General features: G+C 65.9%; 19 protein-coding genes. 9 read left to right on the forward strand and 10 right to left on the reverse strand.

What is annotated here, in order from left to right; genetic code table 11:
• Positions 1–44 precede the first annotated feature (44 nt).
• From CHB77_RS00765 to CHB77_RS00775, 3 genes are all read left to right on the forward strand, one after another.
• The gene (locus CHB77_RS00765; RefSeq protein ID WP_089386272.1) at positions 45–1211 is read left to right on the forward strand and encodes an aspartate aminotransferase family protein; all 1167 of its coding nucleotides are present in this window, start codon (positions 45–47) and stop codon (positions 1209–1211) included.
• Between the two features lie 154 nt (positions 1212–1365).
• The gene (gene argF / locus CHB77_RS00770; RefSeq protein WP_089386273.1) at positions 1366–2292 is read left to right on the forward strand and encodes an ornithine carbamoyltransferase; all 927 of its coding nucleotides are present in this window, start codon (positions 1366–1368) and stop codon (positions 2290–2292) included.
• Between the two features lie 116 nt (positions 2293–2408).
• Positions 2409–4427 carry a PhoX family protein gene (locus CHB77_RS00775; protein ID WP_089386274.1) on the forward strand — a complete coding sequence of 673 codons (2019 nt, stop codon included), beginning with the start codon at positions 2409–2411 and terminating at the stop codon, positions 4425–4427.
• Positions 4428–4493: 66 nt separating this feature from the next.
• Here CHB77_RS00775 and CHB77_RS00780 read toward each other — a convergent pair whose 3' ends face one another.
• Entirely contained in the window at positions 4494–6089 is a 1596-nt protein-coding gene (locus CHB77_RS00780; RefSeq protein ID WP_089386275.1) for a phosphoenolpyruvate carboxykinase, read from the reverse strand.
• Between the two features lie 208 nt (positions 6090–6297).
• Here CHB77_RS00780 and CHB77_RS00785 point away from each other — a divergent pair, with 208 nt between their 5' ends.
• The 6 genes from CHB77_RS00785 (at position 6298) to CHB77_RS00810 (ending at position 9550) form a co-directional block, all read left to right on the forward strand.
• Complete coding sequence (locus CHB77_RS00785) at positions 6298–6708, forward strand: HPr kinase/phosphorylase (protein WP_089386276.1); 411 nt, start codon at positions 6298–6300, stop codon at positions 6706–6708.
• A gap of 32 nt (positions 6709–6740) precedes the next feature.
• Positions 6741–7745 carry an RNase adapter RapZ gene (rapZ, locus tag CHB77_RS00790; protein ID WP_089386277.1) on the forward strand — a complete coding sequence of 335 codons (1005 nt, stop codon included), beginning with the start codon at positions 6741–6743 and terminating at the stop codon, positions 7743–7745.
• The gene (locus CHB77_RS00795; RefSeq protein ID WP_089386278.1) at positions 7742–8164 is read left to right on the forward strand and encodes a PTS sugar transporter subunit IIA; all 423 of its coding nucleotides are present in this window, start codon (positions 7742–7744) and stop codon (positions 8162–8164) included. The genes rapZ and CHB77_RS00795 overlap by 4 nt, the downstream gene beginning before the upstream one ends.
• Positions 8161–8439 carry an HPr family phosphocarrier protein gene (locus CHB77_RS00800; protein ID WP_089386279.1) on the forward strand — a complete coding sequence of 93 codons (279 nt, stop codon included), beginning with the start codon at positions 8161–8163 and terminating at the stop codon, positions 8437–8439. Before CHB77_RS00795 ends, CHB77_RS00800 begins: the two co-directional genes overlap by 4 nt.
• Positions 8440–9054: a TetR/AcrR family transcriptional regulator gene (locus tag CHB77_RS00805; protein ID WP_089386280.1), complete on the forward strand. Its 615-nt coding sequence runs from the start codon at positions 8440–8442 to the stop codon at positions 9052–9054. It begins immediately after the preceding gene.
• Between the two features lie 82 nt (positions 9055–9136).
• Complete coding sequence (locus CHB77_RS00810) at positions 9137–9550, forward strand: DUF2852 domain-containing protein (RefSeq protein WP_423212863.1); 414 nt, start codon at positions 9137–9139, stop codon at positions 9548–9550.
• A gap of 31 nt (positions 9551–9581) precedes the next feature.
• Here the strand turns inward: CHB77_RS00810 and betC are convergent, their stop codons facing one another.
• The 9 genes from betC to CHB77_RS00855 all read right to left on the reverse strand — a co-directional run bounded on the left by betC (position 9582) and on the right by CHB77_RS00855 (position 17034).
• A complete protein-coding gene (gene betC / locus CHB77_RS00815) occupies positions 9582–11075 on the reverse strand; it encodes a choline-sulfatase (protein WP_089386688.1) in 1494 nt (497 codons plus the stop codon).
• A 1-nt stretch (position 11076) separates the two neighbouring features.
• The gene (choX, locus tag CHB77_RS00820; protein ID WP_089386282.1) at positions 11077–12006 is read right to left on the reverse strand and encodes a choline ABC transporter substrate-binding protein; all 930 of its coding nucleotides are present in this window, start codon (positions 12004–12006) and stop codon (positions 11077–11079) included.
• An 88-nt stretch (positions 12007–12094) separates the two neighbouring features.
• A complete protein-coding gene (locus tag CHB77_RS00825; protein ID WP_089386283.1) occupies positions 12095–12970 on the reverse strand; it encodes a 3-hydroxybutyryl-CoA dehydrogenase in 876 nt (291 codons plus the stop codon).
• 144 nt (positions 12971–13114) lie between these two features.
• Positions 13115–14041: an electron transfer flavoprotein subunit alpha/FixB family protein gene (locus CHB77_RS00830; protein ID WP_089386284.1), complete on the reverse strand. Its 927-nt coding sequence runs from the start codon at positions 14039–14041 to the stop codon at positions 13115–13117.
• A complete protein-coding gene (locus CHB77_RS00835) occupies positions 14041–14799 on the reverse strand; it encodes an electron transfer flavoprotein subunit beta/FixA family protein (RefSeq protein ID WP_089386285.1) in 759 nt (252 codons plus the stop codon). Before CHB77_RS00835 ends, CHB77_RS00830 begins: the two co-directional genes overlap by 1 nt.
• A gap of 128 nt (positions 14800–14927) precedes the next feature.
• Positions 14928–15500 (reverse strand): cob(I)yrinic acid a,c-diamide adenosyltransferase, encoded by a 573-nt coding sequence (locus CHB77_RS00840; RefSeq protein WP_089386286.1) that lies wholly within the window; start codon positions 15498–15500, stop codon positions 14928–14930.
• Positions 15500–15700, reverse strand: coding sequence for a twin transmembrane helix small protein (locus CHB77_RS00845; protein ID WP_089386287.1), 201 nt, complete (start codon positions 15698–15700; stop codon positions 15500–15502). The genes CHB77_RS00840 and CHB77_RS00845 overlap by 1 nt, the downstream gene beginning before the upstream one ends.
• Before the next feature lie 27 nt (positions 15701–15727).
• Positions 15728–16546, reverse strand: coding sequence for an SDR family NAD(P)-dependent oxidoreductase (locus CHB77_RS00850; protein ID WP_089386288.1), 819 nt, complete (start codon positions 16544–16546; stop codon positions 15728–15730).
• On the reverse strand, positions 16543–17034 hold the full coding sequence (locus tag CHB77_RS00855) for an SH3 domain-containing protein (RefSeq protein ID WP_089386289.1): 492 nt from the start codon (positions 17032–17034) through the stop codon (positions 16543–16545). The genes CHB77_RS00850 and CHB77_RS00855 overlap by 4 nt, the downstream gene beginning before the upstream one ends.
• Positions 17035–17128: the final 94 nt, after the last annotated feature.

Here is a 17128-nt window from a genome sequence, read left to right on the forward strand (position 1 = left end):
CCCGCCTGCCTTTCACATCCGTCCTGCCAATCGGGGAGTCCCCTATGATTTCGCACGTCCTGCCGACCTATAACCGCGCGCCCATCGCCTTTGACCGGGGCGAGGGTTCCTGGGCTATCGCCACGGACGGCAGCCGATACCTTGACCTGGGTTCGGGGATCGCGGTCAACGTGCTGGGCCATGCCAATCCCGATCTGGTCGCCGCGCTGACCGCGCAGGCGGGCCGGATCTGGCATGTGTCGAACCTGTACCAGATCCCGCAGCAGGAACGGCTGGCCGATCTTCTGGTCGAACACACGTTCGCCGATACCGTCTTTGTCACCAATTCCGGCACCGAAGCCGCCGAGCTGGCCATCAAGATGGTGCGCAAGTACTGGCACGACCGGGGCGAGGATCGGACCGAGATCCTGACCTTCGAGGGCGCCTTCCACGGCCGGTCCACCGGTGCCATCGCCGCGGCGGGATCCGAGAAGATGACCAAGGGATTCGGCCCGCTGATGCCGGGTTTCCGCACGCTGCCCTGGGGCGACCACGATGCCTTGAACGCGGCCGTCAGCGACCGGACCGCCGCCGTCATGATCGAGCCGGTCCAGGGCGAGGGGGGCATCCGCCCCCTGCCGGACACCTGCCTGCGGGGCCTGCGCGAGCTGTGCGACCGCCACGGCGCGCTGCTGGTCCTGGACGAGGTCCAATGCGGCATGGGCCGGACGGGCCGGCTGTTCGCCCATGAATATGCGGGGATCGCGCCCGACATCATGATGGTCGCCAAGGGCATCGGCGGCGGCTTTCCCCTGGGCGCGGTGCTGGCGACCGAACAGGCGGCGGCGGGCATGGTCGCGGGCACGCATGGGTCCACCTATGGCGGCAACCCGCTGGCCTGCGCGGTGGGCGCGCGCGTCATGGAAATCGTAGCGGACGATGCCTTTCTGGCGGATGTGAACCGCAAGGCCGCCCTGTTCCGGCAAAAGCTGGAAGGGCTGGTGGCGGCCCACCCGGATATCTTCGAAGGCGTGCGCGGCCAGGGCCTGATGCTGGGCCTGAAATGCAAGGTCGCGCCCACGGATGTCGTCAAGGCGGGCTATGCCCAGCACCTGCTGACGGTGCCCGCCGCCGACAACGCCTTGCGCCTGCTGCCGCCCCTGAACATCACCGACGAGGAGATCGCCGAGGCCGTGGCCCGGCTGGACCGCGCGGCGGCAAGCCTTGCCTAGGACGCGGCCCGTCCCGATCCGGGCCGGCGGCGGGAACTCTCCCTGCCGTCGGCTCGGGCGCCGACGATCATTCATCGTTCGTGTTGGTCACACCGGGCCTTGACCCGGCCCCGTCAAGCGGGCTTCCTTGCCCAAATCGCGAAAGACGACGACGATGAAGCATTTTCTGGACATCCACACCACCGCCAAGGCGGATCTGCGGACGATCATCGACCAGGCCCTGGCCATGAAGATCGCCCGCAACAACCGTCCCAAGGGCGCGCCGGACGACGATCAGCCGCTGGCAGGCCGCATGGTCGCGCTGATCTTCGAAAAGCCGTCCACCCGCACCCGCGTCAGCTTCGACGTGGGGGTGCGGCAGATGGGCGGCTCGACCATGGTGCTGTCGGGATCGGAAATGCAGTTGGGCCATGGCGAGACGATCGCCGACACGGCGCGCGTCCTGTCGCGCTATGTCGATCTCATCATGATCCGCACCTTCGAGGAGGCGACCCTGCTGGAGATGGCGGAATACGCCACGGTGCCGGTCATCAACGGGCTGACCAACCGCACCCATCCCTGCCAGATCATGGCCGACGTGATGACCTTCGAGGAACATCGCGGCCCCATCGCCGGCCGCAAGGTCGTCTGGGTGGGCGACGGCAACAACGTCTGCGCCAGCGTGATCCACGGGGCGGGCCAGTTCGGCTACGACTTCACCTTCAGCGGCCCGCCGCCGCTGGATCCCGAACGCGAGGCGCTGGAATTCGCCCGCGCCCAGGGCGTCCGGGCCGAGATTGTGCGCGACCCGGCCCAGGCCGTCGAAGGCGCCGATCTGGTCATCGCTGATACCTGGGTGTCCATGCACGATCCCCAATCCGCCAAGGAACGCCGCCACAACCAGCTGCGCGGCTATCAGGTCAATGAATCGCTGATGGCCAAGGCCAGGCCCGATTCCCTGTTCATGCACTGCCTGCCCGCGCACCGCGAGGACGAGGTGACAAGCGCCGTCATGGACGGCCCGCATTCGGTCATCTGGGACGAGGCCGAAAACCGCCTGCACGCCCAGAAGGCCGTGATGCGGTGGTGCCTTGGGGTCTGACCAAAGGGACGCCCGCGGCCGTTCCGGCGGGCGTTTCGCCAAAGTTTCACGATCCTGACGCATTGCTGTCGCACCCTGCGCCTAATCGCTGCCCTGCGACCAGCCAGGAGAGCGTGATGCGCGACCAGCAAACCCCCACCACCTTCCGCACCAGCAGGCTGGAGGACGCCGATGGCCCCGGCCTGAACCCGACGGGCAGCCCCACCATGGGCGACATCATCGCCGCGCGTTTTTCCCGACGCGGCTTTCTCAAGGGGTCGATGGCGGTTACGGCGATCTCGGCCACGGTCAGCCCGATCGCGCTGCTGTCGGCCAGTGATGCGCAGGCCGCGTCGACGTCGGCGTTCAGTTTCCCCGAGGTGACGGCGGGCGTGGATGCCGACCACCACATCGCCCAGGGCTATGACGCCGACGTGCTGCTGCGCTGGGGCGACAAGGTGTTCGCCGACGCGCCCGACTTTGACCCGCTAAACCAGTCCGAGGCCGCGCAGGAACGCCAGTTTGGCTATAATAACGACTTCGTGGGCTTCATCCCTCTGGACGGCGCCGACGATCGCGGCCTGCTGGTCGTGAACCACGAATACACCAACGATCACCTGATGTTCCCCGGCATCGTCACGATCCGCGAGGTCGAGGAAACCGCCGAGGACGGCTCTGTTACCACCACCCAGGAAATCGAGGTGGCCGAGGCCGACGAATCGCGGGTGAACATCGAGATGGCGGCCCATGGCGGCACGGTCATCGAGATCCGCCGCGTGGACGGCAAATGGCAGCCGGTGCTGGACGGCGCGCTGAACCGCCGCATCACCGCCAAGACCGAGATGGAGCTGACCGGCCCCGCCGCCGGCCATGCCCGGATGCAGACCCTGGCCGACCCGTCCGGGCGCAAGGTGCTGGGCACCGTCAACAACTGCGCGGGCGGCGTGACCCCCTGGGGCACCTACATCATGGCCGAGGAGAACATCCACGGCTATTTCCTGGGCACCCTGCCCGCAGGCCACCCCGAGGCCGCGAATTACGAACGCCTGGGCATCCCGGATTCCACCTATGCCTGGGGCAACTTCCATGAACGGTTCGATGTGTCCAAGGATCCGAACGAGGCCAACCGGTTCGGCTGGATCGTCGAGGTCGACGTGATGGACCCGGCCTCGACCCCCCGGAAACGCACCGCGCTTGGCCGCTTCAAACACGAGGGCGCGGAAAGCGTGGTCGCCAAGGACGGCCGCGTGGTCTTTTATCTGGGCGACGACGAGCGGTTCGATTATGTCTACAAATTCGTGACAGCGGGCATCTTCAACCCCGACGATCGCGCCGCCAACATGGATCTGCTCGATGACGGCACGCTGTATGTCGCGCGCTTCCACGACGATGGCCGGGTCCAATGGCTGCCGTTGACGCATGGCGACGGACCGCTGACCGCCGCCAACGGCTTTGCCAGCCAGGCCGACGTGCTGATCGAGACCCGCCGCGCCGCCGACCTGCTGGAAGCGACGCCGATGGACCGCCCCGAGGACATCCAGCCGAACCCGCTTACGGGCCGCACCTATGTGATGCTGACCAACAACACCCGCCGCGAGGAGGCGAATGCCGCCAACCCGCGCGTGGACAACGCCTTTGGCCATATCATCGAGATCATCGAGGAGGAGGGCGATTTCACGGCCACGACCGGCACCTGGGAAATCCTGGTGAAATGCGGCGATCCCAGCATCGCCGAGGTCGGCGCGACCTTTTCCACGGAAACCACCGCGAACGGCTGGTTCGGAATGCCCGACAACTGCGCGGTCGATGCCGATGGCCGGTTGTGGGTGGCGACCGACGGCAATTCCATGGCTGACACCGGCCGCACGGACGGGTTGTGGGCGGTGGATACCGAAGGCGAGGCGCGCGGCACCTCTCGGCTGTTCTATCGTGTCCCGGTGGGGGCGGAACTGTGCGGCCCGTTCCTGACCCAGGACATGACCACCTTCTTCGTTGCCGTCCAGCACCCGGCCGACGGCGGCGACGACTGGGACGGCCATGGCCGCCCGTCCTATTACGAGGATCTGTCCACCCGCTGGCCGGACTTCGACGACGCGATGCCGGTGCGTCCGTCGGTCGTGGCGATCACGAAACAGGGCGGCGGCCGGATCGGCTGATTCTGTTGGACCCAAAAGGAAAGGCCGCGCAATCCGCGCGGCCTTTTCCGTTCATCCTTGGCGCGATCAGCCGATGGCGGCCGCGCGGACCTCGTCGTCGATGCCTTCCAGATATTGCGCGAAATTGTCGCTGAACATTCCCACCAGCTTGGCCGCCTGCCTGTCATAGGCGGCGGCGTCGGCCCAGGTCTGGCGCGGGTCCAGCAGCCTGTCCTCGACCCCCGGCACGGACACCGGAACCTCGAAGCCGAAATTCGGATCCTTGCGGAACTGCACGTCGTTCAGGCTGCCGTCCAGGGCGGCGGACAGCAGGGCGCGCGTCGCGGCAATGGGCATCCGCTTGCCGGTGCCGAAGGCGCCGCCGGTCCAGCCTGTGTTGACCAGCCAGCAGCTTGCGCCGTGCTGGGCGATCTTGTCGGCCAGCAGCTTGCCATAGACCTCGGGGCGGCGGGGCATGAAGGGCGCACCGAAGCACGTCGAGAAGGTGGGCGTCGGTTCGGCGATGCCGACCTCGGTGCCCGGCGTCTTGGACGTGAAGCCGGACAGGAAGTGATACATGGCCTGCGCCGGGGTCAGCCGGGCAATGGGCGGCAGCACGCCATAGGCGTCGCAGGTCAGCATGACGACGTTCTTCGGATGCCCGCCCAGGCTGGTCGGCGACGCGTTGCTGATCGCCTCCAGCGGATAGGCGCAACGCATGTTGTCGGTGATCGAGTTGTCCTCGAAATCCAGCTCCAGCGTGTCGGGATCGAAGACCATGTTTTCCACTACGGTGCCGATGCGCGAACAGGTGGCGTGGATTTCCGGTTCGGCCTTGGGCGACAGGTTGATGGTCTTGGCGTAGCAGCCGCCCTCGAAGTTGAAGATGCCCGTGTCGGACCAGCCGTGTTCGTCGTCGCCGATCAGCACGCGCGACGGATCGGCCGACAGCGTGGTCTTGCCGGTGCCCGACAGGCCAAAGAACACCGCGCTGTCGTCGGGATCGCCGATGGCATGGTTGGCCGAACAGTGCATCGGCATGATGCCCTTGGCGGGCAACAGATAGTTCAGCAGCGTGAAGACCGATTTCTTGTTCTCGCCCGCATAGGCGGTGTTGCCGATCAGGATCAGTTTCTTGCTGAAATTCAGCGCGATCACGGTTTCGCTGCGGCAACCGTGGCATTCCGGGTCGGCCTTGAAGCCGGGGCAGTTGATGATGGTGAATTCCGGGACAAAGCGCGCCAGTTCGGCGGCTTGGGGCCGGCGCAGCAGATGGCGGATGAACAACCCGTGCCAGGCCATTTCGGTGACGACGCGCACGTCCAGCCGTTCCGCCGGATCGGCGCCGGCAAACAGATCCTGAACGAAGTAATCGCGGCCCTTCATGTGGTCCAGCATGTCGGCATGCAGGCAATCGAACGCCTCGGGGGACATGGGCTTGTTGTTTTCCCACCAGATCGAGTCTTCCACATCGGGGGTGCGGACCACGAACTTGTCCTTGGGCGAGCGGCCGGTATGCGCGCCGGTGGACACCAGGAAGGTGCCGCCCAGGCCCAGCCTGCCTTCGCCGCGCGCCACGGCCTCGGTCATCAGCGCCGGTTCCAGAAGATTGTAGTAAACCCGGCCGAGGCCCTCGATTCCCTGATCCTCAAGCTTGCACGTTGGGTTTACACGGCTGGTCATGGTCTGAACGCTCCTCGCTCTTTGGGCCTGCAACACTTTCGTGAAACAGTATGGGGCGGCTATAGCATGGCCCAAACAGCAAAAAAGACGTTGGCGCCAACAGTTAGCGGAAACAGAACATGTTATCGCAATCGGGGTGCGTGGGACGTCGTTTATCAACCGGATGTTAGCATGATCGCGTCAGGATGGCCCAGGGAGTGATTCGTACATGCAGCTTCACGCGACCACGATTGCGCTTGGAAATGCCGGCCTGCTGATCCTGGGCGGGGCCGGATCGGGGAAATCGTCCCTGGCGTTGCAGCTGATGGCGGTGGGGGCGCTGCTGGTCGCGGACGACCGCACGGACCTTTCCCGTGCCGGGGGCGCGATCGTCGCCAGCTGTCCGCCCGCCCTGCTTGGCCGGATCGAGGCGCGTGGCATCGGCATTCTGTCTGTGGTTCCGGCGGGGCCGGTCGGGATCGCGCAGATCGTCGATCTGTCGGCCGGACCCGAGGATCGTCTGCCACAGTCGCGCATCTATGATGTGCTGGGCGTGGGCTTGCCCCTTGTCACACACCGGTATCAACCGCATCTTTATGCTGCGCTGCGGCAGCTTCTGTTGGGTGGTCGTGTCGCATGACGGACAAGATGGACTGTGGACAGGCAGGAAAGATGGCCGATCTGGCCGATGATCCCACCCTTTCGAGAACCCTCGGATCGCAGGCGCCCCACGACGGGGTCCAGCGGCTGGTGCTGGTGACGGGGCCGTCCGGCGCGGGCCGATCCACAGCGATCAATGTCCTTGAGGATCTGGGGTTCGAGGCCATCGACAACCTGCCCCTGTCGCTGATCCCCCGGCTGCTGGACGGGCCAAGCCGTCCCGAGCCACTGGCCTTGGGGCTGGACGTGCGCAACCGGGATTTCTCGGCCAGCAACGTGATCGAACTGATCGACCGGCTGACGCGCGATCCGCGCTATGCCCCTGAAATCCTGTTTCTGGACTGCGCTTCCGATGTCTTGGAGCGTCGTTACAACGAGACACGGCGCCGTCATCCCCTGTCCCCCGACAGCGCCCCGGCGGCGGGCGTGATGGCCGAGGTCGATCTGCTGTCGCCGATCCGTGCCCGTGCGGATGTGCTGGTCGATACGTCGGAATTGTCGCCCCACGATCTCAAGGCGGAACTGACCCGCTGGTTCGACACTCGGCCGAACCGCAGGCTCAGCGTGTCGCTGCATTCCTTCAGTTACAAGCGCGGGGTGCCGCGCGGCATCGACATGATGTTCGACTGTCGGTTTCTGACCAATCCACACTGGGAACCGGACCTGCGTTCGCTGACCGGCCGGGATTCCCGTGTCCAAGACCATGTGGCAAGTGATTCGCGCTTTGACCGATTCTTGCAGGGCGTGTGCGACATGATTCTTTTTCTTCTTCCCGCATATGTCGAGGAAGGGAAATCGCACCTTGCGGTCGGTTTCGGCTGCACCGGGGGGCAACATCGTTCCGTCACAATGGTTGAAAAGGTGGCCCTTGCGCTTGCGAAGGCGGACTGGCCGGTGTCAATAAGGCACAGGGAACTTGAACGTCGCATATCGGCGCCGTCGATCCTGGGGGATGCGTCCGGCATCATTCAGGGGGCGGGCCGGATGCGCGACGCTGAACGTGGTGGAACGCGTTGATTGGAATCGTGATCGTGGCGCATGGCGGGCTGGCGCGGGAATACCTCTCGGCGGTGGAACATGTGGTGGGTCCGCAAAGCGGGATCGCGGCCATCGCGATCGAGGACGATCACGACCGCGCCGCCAAGTCGGCCGAAATCCAGGCGGCCGCCAATTCGGTCGATGACGGCAATGGCGTCGTGGTCGTGACGGACCTGTTCGGCGGATCGCCCTCGAACCTGTCGCTGCCCGCCTGCGCGATGCGCGACCGCACCATTCTTTATGGCGCCAACCTGCCGATGCTGGTGAAACTTGCCAAGTCGCGTCACCTTCCCGTGCCGGATGCCGTGGCCTTCGCCAAAGAAGCCGGGCGGAAATACATCAACTCGTACAATGTCCCGGTCGAGGCGGTGCTGAATCCGGGATCGCGTTACGGATGAACGGCCAGATCACGCGCCAGTTGGCCATCATCAACGAAAAAGGCCTGCACGCCCGCGCCAGTGCCAAATTCGTCGATCTTGTCGAACGCTTCGATGCACAGGCCCAGGTGGAAAAGGACGGCATGTCGGTGTCGGGGGATTCGATCATGGGTCTTTTGATGCTGACCGCGCCGCGCGGCAGCCGGATCACCGTGACCACCAGCGGACCCGAGGCCGCCGCCCTGGCCGATGCGCTCGAGGCCCTGGTGTCGGATTATTTCGGCGAAGGCATGTAGGTGCCCGACCGCAAGACCTATCACCACGGCAATCTGCGTCAGGCCCTGGTCGACGCCACCGCCGCGCTGATCCAGGAAACCGGCCCCCTGGCCTTTACCCTGACCGAGGCCGCGCGTCGCGCGGGCGTGTCGCCCGCCGCCCCCTATCGCCATTTCAAGGGCCGCGACGACCTGCTGGAGGAGGTGGCGCGGCAGGGCTTTGTGGATTTTGCGGAACGTCTTGACCGGGCCTTCGACCAGGGCAGGCCGCTTCCGCTGACGGCCTTCATGCGCATGGGGCAGGCCTATCTGGATTTTGCCGCCGAACGGCCCGGCCATTACATGGCGATGTTCGAATCCGGCGTGTCCATCGCAGGCAATGCCGATCTCGCGGCGGCGTCCGATCAGGCGCAGCGCGTTCTGATCCAGGCCGCCGAGGCGATGTCCATGCGGCTGCCCGCCGCCCATCGCCCGCCCGCCCGCATGGTCGCCAACCATATCTGGGCCATGAGTCACGGCGTGGTCGAATTGTTCTCGCGCGGCAAGCCCGGCAGCCGCAGCCCGGTCGCGCCGTCCGAGATGCTGGAAAGCGCGGCCATCATTTATCTTCGCGGACTGGGCCTGATGAGCGAATAAATGTCGCCGGACCGCTTGACGACGGACAGGAACCGCCCATTTATGTAAATGTTATTAACATTAACATGGGAGGTTCCCCCTGATGCACAGCGCATCGTACCGAATGCCCGCCTATCCGCTGCCGTCGCGCGTCCAGGGACCGCTGGTCCGTGCCCGCGACTGGCTGGACGCCCGCGGCAAGCCTGCCTGGATCGTCGCCATGATCCTGGGCTTTGTCATCTTCTGGCCCTTGAGCCTTGCCCTTCTGGGCTATATGATCTGGAGCAAACGCATGTTCGGTTGCAGCACCCGCCGGGCACAGGCCCGTTACCATGCCCCATCCACCGGCAACAGCGCCTTTGACGCCTATCGCGATGAAACGCTGAAGCGGCTGGAGGACGAGCACCGCGAATTCGTGGACTTTCTGCAAAAGCTGCGCGAGGCCAAGGACAAGGCCGAATTCGACCAGTTCATGGAACAGCGCGGCGACAAGACCGACGTCTATCCGGGCGCATGACGGAAAAGGGCCGGGATGACCGGCCCTTTGCTTATTCACCGCGCGGGAAACGCTGGTTTTCCTCCAGCACGTTCAGGTCCATGTGGTTGCGCATGTAACGTTCGGACGCCTGTTGCAGCGGCTGGTGGTCCCAGGGGTAATAGGCCCCGTTGCGCAGGGCCTCGTACACGATCCAGCGGCGGGCCTGCGATTGGCGCACCTCGGCATCATAGGCCTCCAGATCCCACCGCTCCATGGCCATGACGCGGAAATGGCCCAGCGTCACGGCATGGTCGGGATCGCCCGCAAGGTTTGTCCGTTCCTCGGGATCGGTTTCCAGGTCGAACAGCAGGTCGGGATCGGCGTTGCAGGCGACGTATTTCCACCGACCGTCGCGCAGCGCGATCATCGGCGACACGGTGCCCTCTGCCGCGTATTCCATGGGCACGGGACCGCGAGCCGACCCATCCGCCAGGGACCGGCCGTCGGTCCAGGGCGCGATCTCGTCCAGGGACAGGCCCGCCAGTTCGCACAGCGTCGGCAGCACGTCGATGGTGCTGACCGGCTGATCGATCCGTCCCGGCTCCATCCCCGGTGCCGCGATCATCAGCGGCACACGGGCCGAGCCTTCGAAAAAGCTCATCTTGAACCACATGCCGCGATCGCCCAGCATCTCGCCGTGATCGGACAGGAACAGGATGACGGCGTCCTGCCGGGTGCGGTCCAGCACGTCCAGGATTTCGCCGATCTTGTCGTCCACATAGGAAATGTTGGCGAAATAGCCTTGGCGCGCGCGACGGATCTGGTCGGGCGTGATGTCGAAGGCGCGCCAGTCGCAGGCATCCATCAGGCGCTGCGAATGCGGGTCCATCGTGTCATAGGGAATCGCGGCAGGCGGTTCCAGTTCGGGGATGCCGTCATACAGATCCCAGTATCGGCGCCGCGCGACAAAGGGGTCGTGCGGATGGGTAAAGCTGACCGTCAGGCACCAGGGACGGTCGTCGCGCCGGCGCGACAGATCATACAGCTTGCGGCAGGCGTTGAAGGCCACCTCGTCGTCGTATTCGTACTGGTTGGTGATTTCCGCCACCCCCGCGCCGGCGACGGACCCCAGGTTGTGATACCACCAGTCGATGCGTTCGCCCGGTTTGCGATAGTCGGGCGTCCAGCCGAAATCGGCGGGATAGATGTCGGTGGTCAGCCGTTCCTCGAACCCGTGAAGCTGGTCGGGACCGACGAAATGCATCTTGCCCGACAGGCTGGTCTGGTATCCCCCCCGGCGCAGGTGATGGGCATAGGTGGGAATGTCAGAGGCAAATTCCGCCGCGTTGTCATAGACCCGCGTGCGGCGCGGCAACTGGCCGGACATGAAGCTGGCCCGCGCGGGCGCGCACAGCGGGCTGCCGGTATAGGTGTTGGCGAAACGCGTGGACCGTTCGGCCAGCCGTTTCAGGTTCGGAGCGTGCAGGAACGGGGCCGGGCCGTCGGGGAAAAGCACCCCCGACAGCTGATCGACCATCAGGATCAGGATGTTCGGCTTCAAGATGTCACCCGGCAACGGCAGCCTTGACCGCCTCGGCGCCCGGCTGGCCGTCCAGCGTCGTCACACCGTCCAGCCAAGCGTCAATGGCCTGCGGATTCTCGGCCAGCCACTCCCGTGCGGCATCCTTGGCGTCGGCGCCGTCATCCAGGATCTTGCCCATCAGGGCGTTTTCCATCGGCACGTCGAAGACCATCTGGCTGAACAGCCGGGCGGCGTTGGGACAGGCCGCGACCCATTCCTTGCGCGCCAGCGTGTGCACGCTGGCGCCGCCGTAATCTGGGCCGAACTGCGCGTCGCCGCCCGACAGATAGGTGATCTCGATGGCATCGTTCATCGGATGCGGCGCCCAGGCCAGAAAGACGACCGGCGTGTCCGCGCTGCGGCTGACCTGCGCCAGCATCGCCTGTTCGCCGGATTCGACCAGTTCCCAGTCGCCCAGGCCGAATTGGTCCGCGTCAATCATCGCCTGGATCGACTGGTTCGCGGGCGCTCCCGGCTCGATCCCATAGATCTTTCCGTCGAAGGCATCCTTGTTCGCATCCAGATCCGCGAAATCGGCCACGCCTGCCTCGGCGCCCGCCTTGTTGACCGCCAGCGTGAACTTGGCGCCTTCCAGGTTCTGCGTCAGAACGTCGATGGAACCGGCGGCGTCCAGGTCATCGCGGAACTTCTGTTGCGCGGGCATCCAGTTGCCCAGAAAGACATCGGTCTGGCCGCCTTTCAGCGCCTCGTATCCGACGGGCACGGACAGGGTGGCGATGTCCGGGGTATAGCCCAGCGATTCCAGCAGAACCGCCGCAACGCCGTTGGTGGCGGTGATGTCGGTCCAGCCGGGATCGGAATAGCGCACGGTGCCGCAGGTGGCCGCATCGTCGGCAAGGGCGGGCAGGGCTGCCGTCAGCATCAGAACAGCCGTCGTTGCAAGAACCTTCATCGTCTAACCTCCTGTGGATTTTGTTCATCCGATCAATCAAGAACGGATCCCCGTCGCCGTCGCGCCTGAAAGCGACCTGCAAGCCGCCCTAGCGCGTCGGAACCGGCGTGTCGCCGCGATAGTCGTAAAAGCCCCGGCCGGTCTTGCGGCCCAGCCAGCCGGCCTCGACGTATTTGGTCAGCAGCGGGCAGGGGCGGTATTTCGTGTCGGCCAGACCGTCGTGCAGCACGTTCATGATCGCCAGACAGGTATCCAGGCCGATGAAATCCGCCAGTTCCAGCGGACCCATGGGCCAGTTGGCGCCCAGCTTCATGGATTCGTCGATGGATTTGACCGATCCGACGCCTTCATACAGCGTATAGACCGCCTCGTTTATCATCGGCATCAGGATGCGGTTGACGATGAAGGCCGGGAAATCCTCGGCGCTGGCCGAGGTCTTGCCCAGCTTCTCCACGACCTCATGAAGCGTCTTGTAGGTTTCCTCATCGGTGGCGATGCCGCGGATCAGTTCCACCAGCTGCATGACCGGCACCGGGTTCATGAAGTGAAAGCCCATGAACTTTTCCGGCCGGTCGGTGCGGCTGGCCAGCCGGGTGATGGAAATGGACGAGGTGTTCGAGGTCAGGATCGTGTGCGGCTTCAGATGCGGGACCAGATCCTCGAAGATCGCCTGCTTGACGGTTTCGCGCTCGGTCGCGGCCTCGATCACCAGGTCGGTCTGACCCAGGTCGGCCAGCTTCAAGGTCGTCCTGATGCGGGCCATGGCAATTTTCTTGTCATCCGCGGTAATCCTGTCACGGCTGACCTGGCGTTCGAGGTTGCGGTCGATCAGCGACAGTGCCTTGTCCAGGGCATCCTGGCTGATGTCGGTCATCAGGACATCGTATCCGGCAAGCGCGAAGACATGGGCGATGCCGTTTCCCATCTGTCCCGCGCCGATAATGCCAACCGTTTGAACCGCCATTGCCGCCTCGCTGTGTGTTGGCGGGACGATAGGGCCGCGATGACGGTGCTGCAATGCAAAACCGCCCCCGGTGGGGGCGGTCGGATGCCGGGGGACTTCACGTCCCCCGGACCCCCTGCGGGATATTTTCGTGAAGAAGATGCCCTACAGCTTGCCGGTCAGTTCCGGGACCGTCGTGAACAGATCGCCCACCAGGCCATAGTCGGCGATCTGGAAGATGGGCGCTTCCTCGTCCTTGTTGATGGCGACGATGACCTTGCTGTCCTTCATGCCCGCAAGGTGCTGGATCGCGCCCGAAATGCCCACGGCCACATAAAGTTCGGGGGCCACCACCTTGCCGGTCTGGCCGACCTGCCAGTCGTTCGGCGCATAGCCCGAATCCACCGCCGCGCGGGATGCGCCCACCGCCGCGCCCAGCTTGTCGGCCAGGGCCTCGATGATCGCGAACTGCTCCTTGGAGCCGACGCCGCGCCCGCCCGACACGACGCGCCCCGCCGAGGTCAGTTCGGGGCGGTCCGACGCCGCCACCTCGTCGCCCACCCAGGACGACAGGCCCGGATCGTCGGCCAGCGTGGCGTCCGACACCGGGGCGCTGCCGCCCGCGCCCGCCGCGTCGAAGCTGGCCGTGCGGATCGTCATGACCTTTTTCGCATCGCGCGAACGGACCGTCTGGATGGCGTTTCCGGCATAGACCGGACGTTCGAAGGTCTGCGCATCCACGATCCTGGACACGTCGGGGATCACCATGGCGTCCAGCAGCGCCGCCACCCGCGGCATCACGTTCTTGGCGTCCGTAGTCGAGGGCGCGGCGATGTGGTCGTAATCGCCCGCCAGCGACACGATCAGCGCAGCGGTGGGTTCCGCCAGCCTGTGCCCGTAGCGGGCGTCCTCGGCCACCAGCACGCGGGCCACCCCGGCGATGGTCGCGGCGTCCGCCGCCGCGTCGCGGGCGTGCGCCCCCGCGCACAGCACGGTGACATCGCCCAAAGGCGCCAGCGCATGAACCGCCTTGGCGGTGGCGTCGCGGTTCAGCGTCCCGTGGTTCACTTCGCCCAGCAGAAGAACAGCCATCAGATCACCCCCGCTTCTTTCAACTTGCCGACCAGTTCATCGACCGATCCGACCTTGATGCCCGCCTGCCGGCCTTCCGGTTCGCGGGTCGATACGACCTCCAGCCGGGGCGCCACATCGACGCCGTAATCGGCGGCGGTTCTTTCCTCCAGCGGCTTCTTCTTGGCCTTCATGATGTTGGGCAGCGACGCATAGCGCGGTTCGTTCAGGCGCAGGTCGGCGGTCACGATCGCGGGGAGGGCGACGCTGATCGTCTGAAGGCCGCCGTCCACCTCGCGCGTGACCTTTGCGCTGTCGCCGTCGATCTCGACCTTGGAGGCAAAGGCGGCCTGGCCCCAGCCCAGCAGCGCCGCCAGCATCTGGCCCGTGGCGTTCATGTCGTTGTCGATGGCCTGCTTGCCCGCGATCACCAGCCGGGGCTGTTCCTGATCGACCACCGCCTTCAGGATCTTGGCCACCGCCAGGGGTTCGATGTCCTGGTGAACATCGTCGGCCGCCACCACCAGGATCGCCCGGTCCGCGCCCATGGCCAAGGCCGTGCGCAGCGTTTCCGCCGCCTGCTTGACGCCCACGGACACCACCACGACCTCGTCGGCCACGCCCTTTTCCTTCAGACGGATCGCTTCCTCGACCGCGATCTCGTCAAAGGGGTTCATCGACATCTTCACATTGGCCAGATCGACACCCGATCCGTCCGCCTTCACGCGGGCCTTCACGTTATAGTCGATCACCCGCTTCACAGGCACCAGGACCTTCATGGGCTACGCTCCCCTTAATCTCCGATTGTCGGGGAAAGTGTTAGCGACGGATCGGCGCGCGACACAAGACAAAAGCGTCCTTCGACGCAGCGTTTGCGTCGGACATCGTCCGGGCACGGGGCCGGCGTTCAGCGGCTGGCGCCCGGAACCCACAGAATATCGTCCGCCCCGCCGCCATTGGCCACGCGGGCCGCGACGAACAGCCAGTCCGACAGACGGTTCAGATACCGCACCGCCGCCCCGTTGACGTCGCCCCCGGCCGCCAGGCCCGTGGCGCAGCGTTCCGCCCGCCGGGCCACGGTGCGCGACAGGTGCAGATGCGCCGAAAGAACGGATCCGCCGGGCAGGATGAAGCTGCGCAAGGGGTCCAGGGCGGCGTTCATGGCATCGATCTCGGATTCCAGCCGTGTGACCTGCGCGTCGATGATCCGCAGCACGGGATGACCCGCGCGGTGATCCGCGGCCAGGCCCGGCCGGGCCAGATCGGCGCCCAGGTCGAACAGGTCGTTCTGGATCGCCGCCAGCCGGTCCCCCAGATCGCCCGACGCGTGCAGGCGGCACAGGCCCAGCGTGGCGTTCAGTTCGTCCACGGTGCCATAGGCCTCGACGCGGGGATCGTGCTTGGCGACGCGGCTGCCGTCGGACAGGGCCGTGTCCCCCTTGTCGCCGGTGCGGGTGTAGATGCGGTTCAGAACGACCATCAGCGGCCTCCAAGCCAGACGAACAGCATGATGAGCGCGACGGCTGCGGCCTGCGCGATCAGGCGCCAGCGCATCATCCGGTTGCCGTGCTTGCGGTTCCAGTCGCCGCCCTTGGCAAAGCCGCCGATGCCGGTCGCAAGGATCGCAAGCACCGCCAGCATCGCCAGCGCGATCACGTAGAACAGGGGTCCGTCGGTCATGCTATCCGCCTTTCGCTGGTCCGGACCCTATCCGTGGCGGGCGAACCAGTCCAGAGCGCGCGTGGGCAGAAGCCTCCGGGCCGCGCCCGACATCCAGGTCGGCGTGGTGACGTAATAGCGCGGGCGCGGACGGGCGGCGGTCAGCGCATGGGCGATCCGGTCGCTGACCGCGGACGGCGGCAGTTCGAACCGGTCCCTGCCCGAGGGTTCGTAAAGCCGCTTCAGCAGGCTGGCGCGGTATTCATCCGCCCGCGCGCTGTTTCGCCAATCCACCCAGCGTTCGAAATGCGGGACGGCGTTTTCCCGGATGCGGCTGGCGATCGGGCCGGGTTCGATCAGGATGACCTTGACCGGAGTCCCTGCCATTTCCAGCCGCAGTACATCGGTCAGCCCTTCCAAGGCGAACTTGGTCGCGACATAGGGTCCGCGCCACCGGATCCCGATCAGGCCCAGGACCGAACTGATGTTGACGATCCGCCCGCCCTGCCGGCGGAAATGCGGAATCAGCCGGACGGTCAGGTCATGGGCGCCGAACAGGTTGGTTTCGAAGATCGAGCGCAAGGCCCCCCGCGGCATGTCCTCGACCGCGCCGGGCAGGGCGAAGGCGGCGTTGTTGACAAGGGCGTCCAGGGGGCCGCCGGACAGAACCCGATCGGCCAGCCGCGCCACGCTGCCGTCATCAGAGAGATCCAGGTGATGACACTCCATCCCCTCGGCCCGGCGGGCGGCGATGTCGTCGGGCTTGCGACAGGTGGCGACGACCTGCCAGCCCAGCGACTGCATCCGCCGCGCGGCATCCAGCCCGATGCCGGACGAACAGCCGGTAATCAGCACGCGTCCGGTCATGGTGCGGTAGCCGACAGGAATCGGCTCGCGACATAGCCGCTTCGCCCTTCGGCGTCGCGGATGTTGACCCATTCCGCACCCGTCGGTTCCAGGGCCGCGACCGCCGCTCCGCGGCGCAGGGACGTGACCACCCGGTCGCCGGTCGATGGCCCGGCCCGGACGTTCACCCGGTCGCCGGTCACATAAAGGACGGGGCCATCCCCAGCCGCAGGGGCGGGCGCCGGCGTTCGGTCGCCATATTCCGGCGACGGACGCAGAGCCGGGCCAGGAAAACGCTGCACCTGCTGGGGCGTCTGGTCCTCGGCCTGGACGACAACGGGCGTCGGCTGTTCCGGCACCGGGACCGGGGCTGTTCCCGGATCCTGCGCGGCAGGCTGGGGATCGGCCGCAGGGCGGCGTTCGGCGCGCGGGTTGCCGTCGCCCCAGATCGAAAGCGCCAGGAACAATCCCGCCAGCGTCGCCAGCATCAGCGCCCCCAGTCTGATCATGCGACGTCCCCCACCGATCCCTTGGGGATCTTGTTACCTCATGCCGCTGTGCAACGCCAACGCCCGCGCGGCCGTTCCGCGATTCCCGCTGGAC

This window comes from Paracoccus sediminis (assembly GCF_900188295.1).
Lineage (GTDB): Bacteria > Pseudomonadota > Alphaproteobacteria > Rhodobacterales > Rhodobacteraceae > Paracoccus > Paracoccus sediminis.

What these genes read in the sequence shown, in the direction of transcription:
- CHB77_RS00765 (WP_089386272.1), top strand. Translation starts at nt 45, where the DNA reads ATGATTTCGCACGTCCTGCCGACCTATAACCGCGCGCCCATCGCCTTT.
- argF (WP_089386273.1), top strand. Translation starts at nt 1,366, where the DNA reads ATGAAGCATTTTCTGGACATCCACACCACCGCCAAGGCGGATCTGCGG.
- CHB77_RS00775 (WP_089386274.1), top strand. Translation starts at nt 2,409, where the DNA reads ATGCGCGACCAGCAAACCCCCACCACCTTCCGCACCAGCAGGCTGGAG.
- CHB77_RS00780 (WP_089386275.1), bottom strand. Translation starts at nt 6,089, where the DNA reads ATGACCAGCCGTGTAAACCCAACGTGCAAGCTTGAGGATCAGGGAATC.
- CHB77_RS00785 (WP_089386276.1), top strand. Translation starts at nt 6,298, where the DNA reads ATGCAGCTTCACGCGACCACGATTGCGCTTGGAAATGCCGGCCTGCTG.
- rapZ (WP_089386277.1), top strand. Translation starts at nt 6,741, where the DNA reads ATGGCCGATCTGGCCGATGATCCCACCCTTTCGAGAACCCTCGGATCG.
- CHB77_RS00800 (WP_089386279.1), top strand. Translation starts at nt 8,161, where the DNA reads ATGAACGGCCAGATCACGCGCCAGTTGGCCATCATCAACGAAAAAGGC.
- CHB77_RS00810 (WP_423212863.1), top strand. Translation starts at nt 9,137, where the DNA reads ATGCACAGCGCATCGTACCGAATGCCCGCCTATCCGCTGCCGTCGCGC.
- choX (WP_089386282.1), bottom strand. Translation starts at nt 12,006, where the DNA reads ATGAAGGTTCTTGCAACGACGGCTGTTCTGATGCTGACGGCAGCCCTG.
- CHB77_RS00825 (WP_089386283.1), bottom strand. Translation starts at nt 12,970, where the DNA reads ATGGCGGTTCAAACGGTTGGCATTATCGGCGCGGGACAGATGGGAAAC.
- CHB77_RS00830 (WP_089386284.1), bottom strand. Translation starts at nt 14,041, where the DNA reads ATGGCTGTTCTTCTGCTGGGCGAAGTGAACCACGGGACGCTGAACCGC.
- CHB77_RS00835 (WP_089386285.1), bottom strand. Translation starts at nt 14,799, where the DNA reads ATGAAGGTCCTGGTGCCTGTGAAGCGGGTGATCGACTATAACGTGAAG.
- CHB77_RS00840 (WP_089386286.1), bottom strand. Translation starts at nt 15,500, where the DNA reads ATGGTCGTTCTGAACCGCATCTACACCCGCACCGGCGACAAGGGGGAC.
- CHB77_RS00845 (WP_089386287.1), bottom strand. Translation starts at nt 15,700, where the DNA reads ATGACCGACGGACCCCTGTTCTACGTGATCGCGCTGGCGATGCTGGCG.
- CHB77_RS00850 (WP_089386288.1), bottom strand. Translation starts at nt 16,546, where the DNA reads ATGACCGGACGCGTGCTGATTACCGGCTGTTCGTCCGGCATCGGGCTG.
- CHB77_RS00855 (WP_089386289.1), bottom strand. Translation starts at nt 17,034, where the DNA reads ATGATCAGACTGGGGGCGCTGATGCTGGCGACGCTGGCGGGATTGTTC.